The sequence below is a fragment of the Cohnella sp. LGH genome (assembly GCF_017671885.1).
In the GTDB taxonomy this organism is placed as follows: domain Bacteria; phylum Bacillota; class Bacilli; order Paenibacillales; family Paenibacillaceae; genus Cohnella; species Cohnella phaseoli.
In genome coordinates this window covers 4,327,002-4,339,882 of record NZ_CP072117.1, presented here as the reverse complement: position 1 = coordinate 4,339,882, position 12,881 = coordinate 4,327,002, and the positions used below count along the sequence as shown (strand labels likewise).

General features: G+C 52.8%; 16 protein-coding genes. 14 read left to right on the top strand and 2 right to left on the bottom strand.

What is annotated here, in order from left to right; all coding sequences use genetic code 11:
* Positions 1-53: 53 nt before the first annotated feature.
* Positions 54-1,478, top strand: a complete 1,425-nt coding sequence (locus J4772_RS18780; RefSeq protein WP_116060445.1) for an NAD-dependent malic enzyme — start codon at positions 54-56, stop codon at positions 1,476-1,478.
* A gap of 155 nt (positions 1,479-1,633) precedes the next feature.
* Positions 1,634-2,008, top strand: a complete 375-nt coding sequence (locus J4772_RS18775; protein WP_209076649.1) for a cupredoxin domain-containing protein — start codon at positions 1,634-1,636, stop codon at positions 2,006-2,008.
* Positions 2,009-2,044: 36 nt separating this feature from the next.
* Here the strand turns inward: J4772_RS18775 and J4772_RS18770 are convergent, their stop codons facing one another.
* Entirely contained in the window at positions 2,045-2,302 is a 258-nt protein-coding gene (locus J4772_RS18770) for a hypothetical protein (protein ID WP_209076648.1), read from the bottom strand.
* An 83-nt stretch (positions 2,303-2,385) separates the two neighbouring features.
* Here J4772_RS18770 and J4772_RS18765 point away from each other — a divergent pair, with 83 nt between their 5' ends.
* From J4772_RS18765 to J4772_RS18720, 10 genes are all read left to right on the top strand, one after another.
* A complete protein-coding gene (locus J4772_RS18765; RefSeq protein ID WP_116060448.1) occupies positions 2,386-2,673 on the top strand; it encodes a Dabb family protein in 288 nt (95 codons plus the stop codon).
* On the top strand, positions 2,663-2,815 hold the full coding sequence (locus tag J4772_RS18760; protein ID WP_181917602.1) for a hypothetical protein: 153 nt from the start codon (positions 2,663-2,665) through the stop codon (positions 2,813-2,815). Before J4772_RS18765 ends, J4772_RS18760 begins: the two co-directional genes overlap by 11 nt.
* Positions 2,816-2,831: 16 nt before the next feature.
* Positions 2,832-3,254 (top strand): DUF86 domain-containing protein, encoded by a 423-nt coding sequence (locus J4772_RS18755; protein ID WP_209076647.1) that lies wholly within the window; start codon positions 2,832-2,834, stop codon positions 3,252-3,254.
* Positions 3,255-3,484: 230 nt separating this feature from the next.
* On the top strand, positions 3,485-3,967 hold the full coding sequence (locus tag J4772_RS18750) for a hypothetical protein (RefSeq protein WP_209076645.1): 483 nt from the start codon (positions 3,485-3,487) through the stop codon (positions 3,965-3,967).
* 5 nt (positions 3,968-3,972) lie between these two features.
* Positions 3,973-4,275, top strand: coding sequence for a YtxH domain-containing protein (locus J4772_RS18745; RefSeq protein WP_116060451.1), 303 nt, complete (start codon positions 3,973-3,975; stop codon positions 4,273-4,275).
* A gap of 154 nt (positions 4,276-4,429) precedes the next feature.
* Entirely contained in the window at positions 4,430-5,257 is an 828-nt protein-coding gene (gene racE, locus J4772_RS18740; RefSeq protein WP_209076643.1) for a glutamate racemase, read from the top strand.
* Between the two features lie 56 nt (positions 5,258-5,313).
* The gene (locus tag J4772_RS18735) at positions 5,314-6,219 is read left to right on the top strand and encodes a M14 family metallopeptidase (RefSeq protein ID WP_247741142.1); all 906 of its coding nucleotides are present in this window, start codon (positions 5,314-5,316) and stop codon (positions 6,217-6,219) included.
* Between the two features lie 60 nt (positions 6,220-6,279).
* Positions 6,280-6,510 carry a hypothetical protein gene (locus J4772_RS18730; RefSeq protein ID WP_209076634.1) on the top strand — a complete coding sequence of 77 codons (231 nt, stop codon included), beginning with the start codon at positions 6,280-6,282 and terminating at the stop codon, positions 6,508-6,510.
* A 652-nt stretch (positions 6,511-7,162) separates the two neighbouring features.
* The gene (locus J4772_RS18725; protein ID WP_116060455.1) at positions 7,163-7,465 is read left to right on the top strand and encodes an iron-sulfur cluster assembly accessory protein; all 303 of its coding nucleotides are present in this window, start codon (positions 7,163-7,165) and stop codon (positions 7,463-7,465) included.
* Positions 7,452-7,703, top strand: a complete 252-nt coding sequence (locus J4772_RS18720) for a DUF1450 domain-containing protein (RefSeq protein WP_209076633.1) — start codon at positions 7,452-7,454, stop codon at positions 7,701-7,703. Before J4772_RS18725 ends, J4772_RS18720 begins: the two co-directional genes overlap by 14 nt.
* 75 nt (positions 7,704-7,778) lie before the next feature.
* Here J4772_RS18720 and J4772_RS18715 read toward each other — a convergent pair whose 3' ends face one another.
* Positions 7,779-9,773, bottom strand: a complete 1,995-nt coding sequence (locus J4772_RS18715) for an LTA synthase family protein (RefSeq protein ID WP_209076631.1) — start codon at positions 9,771-9,773, stop codon at positions 7,779-7,781.
* A gap of 203 nt (positions 9,774-9,976) precedes the next feature.
* Here J4772_RS18715 and J4772_RS18710 point away from each other — a divergent pair, with 203 nt between their 5' ends.
* Together J4772_RS18710 and J4772_RS18705 are read left to right on the top strand one after the other, a co-directional pair.
* Entirely contained in the window at positions 9,977-10,621 is a 645-nt protein-coding gene (locus J4772_RS18710; RefSeq protein WP_209076629.1) for an O-methyltransferase, read from the top strand.
* 506 nt (positions 10,622-11,127) lie between these two features.
* The gene (locus J4772_RS18705) at positions 11,128-12,822 is read left to right on the top strand and encodes a peptide ABC transporter substrate-binding protein (protein ID WP_209076627.1); all 1,695 of its coding nucleotides are present in this window, start codon (positions 11,128-11,130) and stop codon (positions 12,820-12,822) included.
* The last annotated feature ends 59 nt before the right edge of the window (positions 12,823-12,881 follow it).

The following is a 12,881-nucleotide window of genomic DNA, read 5'->3' as shown; positions in this document are numbered from 1 at the left end:
CTGGGGACTATAATGGATGAGTAATCCCATTTCGCCAGGGAGGTTGGTTCAGGATGAGATTGGAAAGCGGGACGAGCGTCATTATGCGGGTCGAGATGGACAAGCAGGCGGTGACGTTCGGGGAACTCGTGTCCTTGATCGGCCAGCAAGGGGGAGACATCGTTGCGATCGACGTCATTCAACCCGGAAGGAAGACGGAAATACGGGATTTAACGGTCAGCGTCGCCGAGCCGTCCGTCATCGGCTCGCTCTCGGATGCCGTCAAGGCGATGAAAGGAATTCATCTGGTCAACGTCTCCGACCGGACGTTCCTGCTGCATCTCGGAGGGAAAATACAAGTTCGTTCGAAAGTTCCGATTAAAAATCGCGACGATCTGTCTCGGGTCTACACGCCCGGAGTGGCTAACGTCTGCCTAGCCATTCGGGACGATGTGAACAAATCCCATTCGTTGACTATTCGCCGCAATACGGTTGCCGTCGTGTCGGACGGGACGGCCGTTCTTGGCTTGGGGGATATCGGGCCGCACGCGGCGATGCCCGTCATGGAAGGGAAAGCGATGCTGTTCAAAGAGCTGGCCGGCGTGGACGCGTTCCCGATCTGCCTGGACACGAAGGATACGGAAGAGATAATCGCTATCGTGAAGGCGCTCGCACCGACGTTCGGCGGCATCAATCTGGAAGACATTTCTTCGCCGAGATGTTTCGAGATCGAACGCAGGCTGAAGGAGGAGCTGGACATTCCGGTATTCCACGACGACCAGCACGGGACGGCGGTCGTTCTGCTTGCAGGCTTAATTAACGCGCTGAAGATCGTCGACAAGAGCATTTCCGACATTAAAGTCGTCGTCTGCGGCGTGGGCGCCGCCGGCTTCGCTTGCTCCCGCATGCTGCTGGCGGCCGGCGTCTCGCGACTGATTGGAGTCGACAAGTGCGGCGCCATCCATAGGGACGAGCGCTACGACAACGAAGCGTGGAACGAATTCGCCCGACTGACGAATCCCGACAACGAGAAAGGCAGCTTGTCCGAGGTCATCGCGGGGGCGGACGTATTTATCGGTTTGTCGCGGCCGAAGCTGCTCAGCAACGCGGACGTGCGAAGCATGAACGCCGATCCGATCGTATTCGCGATGGCCAATCCCGATCCGGAAATTACGCCCGACGAGGCGGGAGATGCCGTGCGAGTGTTCGCGACAGGCCGCTCCGACTATCCGAACCAACTGAACAACGTGCTCGCCTTCCCGGGAATATTCCGCGGCGCATTGGACGCCAGAGCGAGAACGATCAGCGAATCGATGAAGCTCGCCGCCGCCCACGCGATTGCCTCGATCGTGACGCCGGAGGAGCTTAACGAGGAGTATATCATCCCAAGCGTGTTCAATGATAAAGTCGTGCCCGCCGTGAGACGCGCCGTTGTTCAGGAGGCGATCGGCTCGGGGGTCGCCCGCAAGGTCCCGAGCGACTTCCGAAATCTCGACTGAAGAAGGCATTACATGCCGTAATAGCGCCCAATTTCGGTTTGTTCATGAATTTGTCATAAGTTTTGACGGAAGTTTTGTGACAAATACTTGAGTTCAATCGCGGGTTTTAGGTAGAATATGAGGTAGACATTTTGTAGGAAGCAGGGGAGCAGACAATGCACAAATGGATCATGTCCGCATTGGTGACGATCGCGTGCGCAATGGGAGTTTACTTGCTGGCGACCGCGCTGCCGGAGAGACCGAAAGAGGAAACTTTGGCGGAAGGCCAGGAAATGCTCAGAATCAAGGCGACGAATTTCGAATTCGACCAAGCGGAGTACAAAGTTAAAGCCGGAACCAACTACAAAGTGAAATACTCCAATACGCTTGGCAATCACGGCGTTGAGTTCGTCGGGCTCGGCCTTGAGCTGAACAAGGACAATCCGGAAACCGAAGTGACTTTCGACAAGCCTGGCACTTACGAGATGCACTGCTCGATTATGTGCGGTCAGGGTCACTCTACGATGATTTCCAAACTGATCGTCGAATAGAAAAGGAAAGGAGCCGCCAGGCTCCTTTTTTCCGACTCAGGCACGGCTTCTTGCCCTTTCGCGTGTGCGCGAGAGGCCGAGATCGGTTAAATATCCGATTAAAGCCCAGCTAAGCACAGTAAGCGCGTACATCAGCCATACGTTGACGCTGTGAAGATCGGCGAACAGCTCGACGAACCACATCGGGACGCTGAACATCATCAGGAACAGGTTGTGGGGATCGTAGCCGGTAACGTTGAACAGGCAAAGCGCAAGTCCGATGAGCGTACATATTGCGGTAGCGGGATAGCGCATATTGCGTGCATGCTCCCTTCGTCTTTTAGGACTAGTATGCGCGAAGCACTATTTCCTCATGATAAGAAAGGAATGGGAAAACAATGATTACTCATATTGTAATGTTTAAGTTGAAGGATCGCAGCCCGGAGAGCGTCGAACGCACTGCTCAAGTGCTGCGCGATATGGAGGGCAAAATCGAGGAGCTTCGTTATTTGGAGGTTGGCAAGGACGTGCTGCATACCGACCGTTCTTACGATATCGCTCTGGTAACGAAATTCGATTCGCTCGAAGCGCTTAATGCTTATCAAGTACATCCCGTGCACCAAAAAGTAATCGAGCATATGACAGAGGTTCGCGAAGCCTCGGTTGCGGTCGATTATGAGAGCTAATCTCGGATTGACGCTTGCGGAGAAAAGCGCGTCAGACATGCGGGACGTATACGAGATGGGGACCTACGTAGTGGTCATTCTCGTCAGCGCGTTGATTATGATCATCTGGTTAAAGCGCAGAGGGCGCGCCAAGAAGAAATGACGGGAGGGCTTCGCAAATGTATGACGTTAACGTAACCTTCATTCGCAGCCGACTTGCCTGTCTTCCGGAGCTGGCGCAGGCGCTGTCCGCGGCGACTGTGGCATGGACCGGAGCGCTGCTCGAAGGGCTGGCTCAGGAACGAGCGCTTCATCTGGCGGCCGAAATCGCGACGGATGTCGGACACGCCTTGATCGACGGCTTCATTATGAGAGACGCGAGCAGTTACGAGGATATTATCGATATCATTTCCGAGGAGGGCGTCGTCACGAAGGAAGTGGCGGAGCCGCTGCGCAATCTCGTTCTGCTTCGCAAAGCGCTTGTGCAGGAATACGACAGCTGGCCGCGCAAGGAGCTTCATCCGCTTACTTCGGAGCTCCCTAGAGTGCTGATGGGCTTTTCCGATCAAGTCGAGTCCTATTTGGCAAAAGAGTTAATTTGAAGAGTTTAATGCACCGGGCTCGTTTATCGGTCTATTTTAATCTCTACAGCTATGTATAGTCTCGGTTAAGTAAAGCTCTGCCGCTCCGCGCGGTATGGGCTTTTTTTCTATTTTCGTATCCCGTACGAATATTTATGCCCGTCCGCTGTGTCGGGACAAACCGCTGCTGCTTATATTGTATTAACCGCATGGGCATTCGCCCGGGATCGCGGCGGACGGGAGGAAATCGGATGGCGTGGCAGGCGGCGGGTTACGCAATTGCAGTTGCGGCGGTTGTGGTCGCCATGGCGATCGTATTGTCGCTGGCGTCGTTATCGAGAGCTATCAGGCGGCTTGAACGAACGGCGGAGGCTGTTAGCAAGGATGCGACGACGGTTTTGCGGCGTTGCGACCATCTGGCGGAAGAAATCGAAGCGACGCTTGCTATGTCCAGGAAAAGCTTGGAAGATTTCGCCTGGCTCGCGGAAGGAGCGCGCGCGATGGGGGAGGCCGTTCATTCCGCGGCAAAGACGACAGCGCGCTTGACTGAGCTGTATCGCGATTGTCTATCCGCGCCTTTCCAGTCCGCCTCCGGCGATAGCGATGCCGGAGAGAAGACGGAGCTGTCAAATCTGGCCCGAACGCTTTGGTCGATGTGGAAGAGCCGAGGGCGAGCATCGTCCTCCGAACGACGCGACCCGTCAGCGAATGCGGAACAATCAGAAGGAGAGTGAGAAGGATGGCAGAGAAAAAAGCCGTAAAATCGTTTCTGTGGGGTGCGTTGACGGGCGCCATTACGGGCGCGGCAGCCGCACTGCTATTCGCTCCGAAATCGGGGCGCGAGCTTCGCGGAGATATTGCGGATACGGCGCAAAAGGTCGGCGAGAAAACGGCTGAGATCAGCCGTCAAGCCGGTTCGGCCGTACAGACGTTGGCGAAGCGTACGTCAGGCCTCATTACGGACATTCGTTCCCGCAGAAGCCAGGAAGCTGCAGAAGCCGTTTCAACAGACGAGAAGGAAGAAGAAGCGGCCGCTTTGTAACTTGCGCTATCGCAATCGCCCAAATCCTTGTACAGTCAAGACCGCCCGCTCCCGCTGGGCGGTTCTTTGCCGTAGACAGAGGGAACCAAATGTTCTTCGTCCTCATAATGTAATTTGTAGCGACCTCCACAACAATGAAGAAAGCGGTGTTTCTGTGCAGCAACCGATCGCTGTTCTTGACTCCGGAGTCGGGGGGCTGACCGTCGTCAAAGAGGTGATGCGGCAGCTTCCGTGTGAGCAAATTTTGTATTTCGGCGACACCGCGAGAGCTCCTTACGGACCTAGGGCAGCGGAAGAGGTCGCCCGGTTTACGCGCGAGATCGTCGACTATCTCATTCAATTCAAGCCGAAAATGATCGTGATTGCCTGCAACACAGCGACCGCTGTAGCGCTGGAGGATATTCGAAGCCGAGTGGAGGTTCCGGTCATCGGCGTAATCAATCCCGGCGCGCGAGCGGCGTTCCGACGCACGAGGTCGGGAGTGGTCGGCGTCATCGGCACGGAAGGAACGGTGAGAAGCGGAGCTTATGAAACTGCGCTTAAGCAGCTGTCATCCCGAATTGAAACCGTTAGCCTCGCTTGTCCTTCGTTCGTTACGCTAGTAGAGGAAGGCAACTTTCGATCGGCTCGCGCACAGGAAATTGTTGCGGAGACTTTGTCGCCTCTTCGCGCTCCGGGGATGGACTGTTTGATTCTTGGCTGTACGCACTACCCTTTTCTAGCGGACAGCATTTCCCAAGCAATGGGGCCGGAAGTCGTTCTGATCAATTCTGCGGAGGAAACCGCCAGAGAAATTCACGAGGTTCTTGAACGAAGCAACGCCCTTGCCGTTGAAGGCGAAACGTCGGTTCACAGGTTTTTCTGCAGCGGCGAGCCTGTGAGGTTTAGGGAAATTGCGCAGATTTGGTTGGGCGAGCAAATTCGACTGATGCCCGTCATATGGCAATTTCTCGCCTTAGCCGGCCGGCCCGGCCATTCATAAGTCGGATTATCCGCGCATACATGATTACCATCTCGATAAATACGGGAGGGATCGTCATGAGGAGCTATCCGGCAGACGCCAATTATGGGCCGGAACAACTGAAAGGGGATTTGGAAGCTCTAACCCGGCAACATTCGTTTGTCGTCGCGGGATCGATCGGCAGCAGCGCGCTGGGCCGATCGATTCCGTTTTTTAGGCTGGGAACGGGGCCGTTTCGCTGGCATTTCAACGGCGCTTGTCACGCGAACGAATGGATTACGTCCTTATTGCTGATGAAATTCGCCAAAGACTACGCCGATAGCTATGCGAGCGGCGCTTCGTTCTGGGGCAAGTCGGCGAACGAGCTGTTTGCCAGATGCAGCTTGTGGATCGTTCCGATGCTTAACCCTGACGGGGTGGAGCTTGTCCAGGAAGGCATAACGGAGGAGCATCCGTTCTATTCCGAGCTGCTGCAATGGAACCGGGGTTCGGGACGGTTTCACCGATGGAAGGCGAACGCTCGCGGCGTCGATCTGAACGATCAGTTTCCTGCGTTCTGGGAAGAAGAGCGAGACCGGCGCGCGATGCCCGGTCCCGGCCCCCGCGATTATTCCGGGAAGAAGCCGCTGAGCGAGCCGGAGGCTGCGGCATTGGTCGAATTCACCGAACAACACGATTTCCACGCGGTTCTCTCGCTGCATACGCAGGGCGAGGAGATTTACTGGAACTATCGGGGAGGAGAGCCTAAGGAGTCGCGGGAATGGGCCGATCGGATGGCGAAGGCTGCGGGCTACCGCCCCGTCTATTTGGAAGGAAGCGACGCGGGGTATAAGGATTGGTTTATCGACCGGTTCGGGCGACCGGGCTTTACGGTCGAAGCCGGCTGGGGACACAACCCGCTGCCTGCCGAGACGGCCGAAGAGCTGTACGATGACATCGCTCGGCTGCTGGCGGAAGCGCTGGATTGCGCGCCGCTTGACTGACGGAGACGCCAATCGGTTACAATGAGAGAAAGCTTCGTACACAGGAAGGGGCGTTCTCTCGTGGCTCGCAAATCCGGTCTTACGTTATGGCTGCGCATTCCCGGACGGGTGTGGAGAATATTGCGTTCGAGCAGGGTAGCGCTTAAGGATAAGCTAATCTTTATCATTCCGGTGTTGCTGTACTGGGTGCTGCCGGACTTCATGCCGATGCTCCCGATCGACGATGCGGCGTTCACCGCAGTTGCCGCGATAGGGTATGCGAAGGCGATGGAGCGCAAATACGGTCTGTGAGCTCGACTAGGGCTAATCGCAGAGTTGTTTGAGATAATCAATATATAAGCAAGGAATAGGTATCTCCTGGAGACCTAATCATGACCCACAACGTTTCTAATTTATGGGATATTAAACTTTTACGACGGATCTATTTGCACACATGAGCTTACGCGGGAAGTTAGTCGGAAATTCGTACAACGCAGCTCGAACCAGGCTTCAACGGCGGACGTTTGTAGGAAAAACCGCACAAAGCAACTCGTCTCAGACTTAAACGGCGGACGTTTGTAGGAAAAACCGCACAAAGCAACTCGGCTCAGACTCAAACGACGGACGTTTGTAGGGAAAATCGTATAAATCAACCAAGATCAGGGATTGTATGCCTTTAAAGCGACTTCGATAATTATACGAATAACTTCTGGGAGTTATCTGGAAGTGTTGTGGGTCCGGAGTAGCCCGTAGACTGCCTCATACGCTCCTGAAATCACCTTTTAACGGGTTTGCTTATTCAAATTTCAGGAGCGTATAGCATCGGAGGGAGGTACATACTCCTTGCGCCTTTATCATCGATTATCTTTTAGCGCAATTATGTAACGCTTATGGGATAGCTCCTTGTTTTCCGCAAATAAACTCATTACAATAGAACGGAGAAACCGACGGGAGTGAAGATGAAATGAACTGCAAAATTACACGCAATGCGGCAAAAGTGCTGCGCCTGGAACTGGACAAGCCCGAGAACGCCGAACTGACTCTTAAAGTATTCGTTACGCACAGCCATGGGGACCATGCGCATTACGGTATGGATTTGGCCAAGCCGACTGAGCAGGACGAGGTCGTGACGACGGATAAAGACATCGATGTTATTCTGACCAAGGACGATTCCTTCCTCGACGGCGTGAAGATCGATTATCTTTATTTTCCGCAAGAAGGATTCGTCATTACGAATCCGAGCAAGGGGAACCATGGAGACCACTGATTATAATCGCGTCGCTTCCCGGAACGATATCCGGATTTGCGACAAATGCAAGCATATCCGGGTAAAGTCTATGCTGCCCAAGCTGCAGAAGATGGCCCCTGGGACCGAAATCAAGGTGGCGTGCAAGTCTTATTGCGGGCCTTGCGCCCGTAAAGCCTTCGTTTTTATTAACGGCCGCTATGTAACGGCTCCAACGGAAGACGAAGCGATCGACATCGCCAGCAAGTATGTCAAATGAGGATGTTCGCAACGAACAAGGCCATCCGACGATTCTCCGAAAGGAATCGCGGATGGCCTTGTTCTGTTTGTCGTTTTAGAAATTGCCGTCTTCTTCGCGGAACAGCGAAATCAAATCGTTCTCAATCGTAAGATCGGAAGCGTTCAAATCTTTTTTCGCGGCTTCGGCTCCTTCGACGCAGGCGGCGACATCGGTTTCAGCCGCTTCTCCCCCCTCAAGGGAATAGCACTTGCCATTCTCGATCAAACCGTCCGCATTCGGCACGAAGTACACTCGGCCGTCGGTAAAGCCGCCGTTGCGGAAGACGACGGATTTCTGAGCTTGAGATAACATGCTGACTCCCATGAAGTAACGATCATCCGTCGGGATGCCAAGCAAGTGCATTAGAGTAGGCGTCGTATCGATCTGTCCAACCGCCTTCTCGATGACGCCGGCATGCTCATCACCCGGAAGATGAATGAAGAACGGTACTTGCCGAACGATTCGATCCTTATCCAGCTCGGAAATCGGGTTTCCCAACAGCTTCTCGTATAAATTCCAATCATAGACGGAATTGTCGTGATCCCCGTAAAACATAACAATGGTATTGTCCCATAGGCCCTCATCCTGCAAATCGCTAACGAGCTTTCCGACCGCAGCGTCCACATAGTGCGCTGCCTGGACGTAGTCTCCCATGATCGTACCGTCCAGCTCGCCTGTTTTCAACTCCTGATTGACAGAAGGCAGTTTAAACGGATGGTGGCTGGAGAGCGTAATGGACAGGGCGTAAAAAGGCGATTGTCCGCGTTCCTTCAACTGCTCGACCGTTTGATGGAAGAAGGACTCGTCTCCGAGCGACCAGCCGATCGGCTCATCGATTCGATAATCTTTAAGGTTGTAGAACTGATCGTAGTTCATGTTGTGGTACATATTGTTGCGGTTCCAGAAGCTTCCATCGTAAGCGTGATGGACCGTCGCCCCGTAGCCCTTGCTTTTCAGTATGCCCGGCGCGCAATCGAACTCGTTGCCCGCAAACCGAATGAACACGGAGCCGGTGGGCAACGGATGCATCGAACAACTGGTCAGGAAGTCCGCGTCGGAGGTTCTGCCTTGCGCCGTCTGATGATAGAAGTTCGGGAAATAAATACTCTGTCCGATCAGGCGGTTCAAGTTAGGCGTAATTTCCTCTCCTCCGATCGATTGCCCGATGACAAACGTTTGGAAAGCTTCCGCCTGAATAATCAGCACGTTCTTGCCTGCATACTGTCCGAATAATGACTCGGACTCCGCCTGTTTTTGCAGCTGACGTCTGTCCGCAAACCAGTTTTTCGTCTCCAGGATTTGTTCCTCGGACAGCTTAGCGCCGAACCAATGCTCATTGGCATAACGATAGGCGTCATAGCCGTGAAAACCAAGCAGTCCCGTCACATTGTAGATCGGCACGTTCCACCAGTTTCCGACGAACAGGCCGCGAGCCCAGCCATTCTTCTGTTCTTCAACGGGATAGTAGACGAGCGCCCATCCGACGACGAACACAAGCGAGGCTGGCAGCAGTTTGCGCCAGAGGAAACCGATCCGAGATCGGGAGAACTGCGGAGTCCGCTGTTTAGCAAGCGCCCGCTTGGCGGAATTCTTCCATAATATCCACCCGGCCAGAACGAAGGCGAACGGGAGATCAACGAAGTAAATCCAGTCTCCCGGACGCATCAGACTCCAGATGCTGTCTTGCAGCTCGCCCACTTGGCCGGCTTGTAGCAGCACCGGGACGGAGATGAAGTCCTTGAAATAACGGAAATAAATTAGATCTGCGAAAATTAAGAACGACAAGGCAAGATCCAAGACGGCTAGGGACACCGCTCTTGCTCTTACCCCCTGGAAAATCGTCCAGAAGGAGACGAGCAGCGTCGCTCCGAGATTAACCGCCCACTTCCAATAATTCATTCCGCCGACATTGAATTGGTGATCCAATTCGTTTAACTTATATAGTATCGACGCCACAAGCAGTGCGATCCCCCAGATCGGCCACGTACCTAGCGCGCTCCAGCTCCGGCTCAGCCATACTCCGGCGAAGGATCGCATTTTTGACAGCATAATCAACTTCCTTTCCGGCATTCGGCAAGCGCTGTATCCAACCTCTAATGCCGCCTTGCCGCCGTATAATGATTTCTCATGAAACATAAGCAAAGTTTAGTATAGCTCTTCTGCCAAGGAATTTACAAACTTTGTGTAAAAACACGCGCTTAAAAGCGTAAATCGGCTGTAAAGCCGAGGATAACAGGATGGAGGAATAAAAGATGGATAGGACACCTGAATCTTATTTCGACGCACTTTATGAAACGGACGCTGATCTCGAAAGGGTTGCCGAGCGCTTGCGCGAGGCGGGGATGCGGGATATTTCCGTAGCTGCAGGCTACGGGCGGCTGTTGACGCTTCTGGTGTCGGCTTCAGGAGCGGTAAATGCGCTTGAAATCGGCGCCCTCGGCGGATATAGCGGCATATGTCTGGCTCGCGGACTGCCTGCGAAAGGCAAGCTTGTCTCGCTGGAATTACAAAGCGAATATGCCGAGCTGGCAAAGGCTAACTTGACGGCGGCGGGCCATGGAGACAAGGTGGAATATCTCGTCGGGGAAGCGGCGGCAAATCTTCGGCAATTGAAGGAAAGCGGCGCGTCGTTTGATTTTTTCTTCATTGATGCAGATAAGGAAAATTACCCGCTTTATTTGGAAGCTTGTTTGGAATTGGCAAATCCGGGAGCGATCATTGCGGCCGATAATACGCTGCTTAGAGGGAAAACGATCGATCCGGCGAAGCAGGGTCCGTCGGTTCAAGCGCTTCGCCAATTTAACCTGACGATTGCGCGAGATGCGCGTTTGCAAGGGGTACATTTGCCGGCATATGACGGTTTAGCGCTAGCACGCGTGAAAGCGGGAGCGGATTAATAGGCAAATGTGATTTTGATGCGGAAAGGGCTCTGTTTACAGATGTATAATCAATTAATGAGCAAATCCTTTAATTTAATTAGTATTTTACCAAAGAAATGCCCAAATCTATAATATTAATTCAACTATTTACCACTTTTATGAACAATTTTTCACACATGGGTATTGCCGATTTACATTGATATCAATGCTGATGAATGTTTATACAAGCTGGTAAATGTTTAATCATATATGTAAGCGTTTTCTGTCATGAATGTGTTAGGTAACCTTACATAAAGCTACTCAGAGGCCCATCGTTCCATAAACTCTCATTGCAGAATACGAACATTTCATAGTAAGATGTCTTTTGTTCCAGAAGATTCATCAGCATTTGAACTCAGCATTCATATGCGAAAGGAGTTGACTGGAATATTGCTCTGCGAATTTTGCTGAAGATTTGCAGAGATCTAGGGCGCATAGAAACGAAGCGCTCCAGAGAAGATACTCAATAAAACGGGGAGGCAATAATGATGAAGTATCAAAAGGTTTTATCGACTGCAATGGCAGTTACGCTTGCCGGTTCGCTTCTAGCGGCTTGCAGCGACAACAAAGACAAGAACACGGCTTCGCCGTCCGCCAGCGCGGGCAACTCGCCTGCGGAAAGCCAGGCGTCTCAGGAGAACAAAACTCCGCAAGAATTCCGTTTTACACTGGCAAGTGAACCGCCAAGCTTGGATCCTGCTCTCATGACCGACGCTCAATCGTCGATCGTTGCGTCCGGCCTGTACGACGGCCTGACTCGTCTGAATCCGGAAGGCGTTCCGGAGCCGGCGATCGCCAAAGAGTGGACGGTGTCCGATGACGGCAAAACGTACACGTTTAAGCTTCGCGACGACGCGAAGTGGAGCAACGGGGATCCGGTTACTGCAAATGACTTCGAATATTCCTGGAAGCGCGCTTTGAATCCTGAAACAGCTTCCGAATACGCATACATGCTGTTCTACCTTGAGAATGGCGAGAAGTACAACTCCGAGCAAGCTACGGAAGACGAAGTCGGCGTCAAGGCGCTTGACGCGACGACTCTGGAAGTTAAACTTGCTTCGGCTACGCCTTATTTCAATAGCTTGATCGCTCACTACACGTACTGGCCGGTTCATCCGGCTTCCGTAGACGGCAAGCCAGAGTGGGCTGCCGACGCTAAGACGATCGTATCCAACGGACCTTTCCTGCTGAAGGATTGGGCGCACGGCGACAAGCTTGTTCTGACGAAAAACCCTGACTACTACAACAAAGACAAAGTAAACTTCGATACGGTAACGATCTCTCTTGTTGAGAGCGAGTCCACTGTATTCAGCATGTTCCAAACCGACAAAATCGACTGGATCGGCGCTCAAGCAGGCTCCGTACCGACCGATCAAGTTCCGCAGCTTGTGGCTGACAAAAAAGCGACAATCAAAGAAATAGCGTCGACGTATTACTATCTGTTCAACACGAAGCAAAAGCCGTTTGACAATGTCAAAGTTCGTAAAGCATTCGCAATGTCGATCGATCGTCAAGCCATCATCGACAACGTGGCTAAAGCGAACCAAACGCCGGCATTCGCTCTGATTCCGCCGAGCATCAACGGTCTGGACGGCAAAAGCTTCCGCGAAATGTATCCGGATAGCGGCTACTTCTCGGAAAACATTGAGGAAGCGAAAAAGCTGCTTGCTGAAGGTCTAGCGGAAGAGGGTCTCGATAAATTCCCTGAAACGACGCTTCTGTACAATACGAGCGAGGGTCACAAAGCGATTGCGGAAGCGATTGTGGATATGTGGCGCAAAAACCTCAATGTCGAGGTTAAGCTGTCGAATCAAGAATGGGCTACATTCCTGGAAACAAGAGACGCTGGCCAATTTGGTCTGGCTCGTTCCGGATGGGGCGCAGACTTCAACCATGCGATCAACTTCTCGTATGACCTGATTCACCCTAAATCTTTGAACAATGACGGCCAATACGAAAACGCGGAAGTCGGCAAGGCGCTCGACGATGCAATCGTCGCAGCCGAGGAGAAGGATCGCGTAGATCTGATCGCGAAAGCGGAAAAAATCGCAATCGCGGACGATATGGCAGTACTGCCAATCTACTACTACACGACGGTTACGATGCTGAAGCCTGGCTTTGAAGACGTCGTCTCCGATTATGCAGGTCACTTGGACTGGGCATTCGGTAAGAAAAATTAATCGATTGCGTGTGCAACATTAAATGTCCATGACTGGAAGGGTATATATAGCGTCCCTAT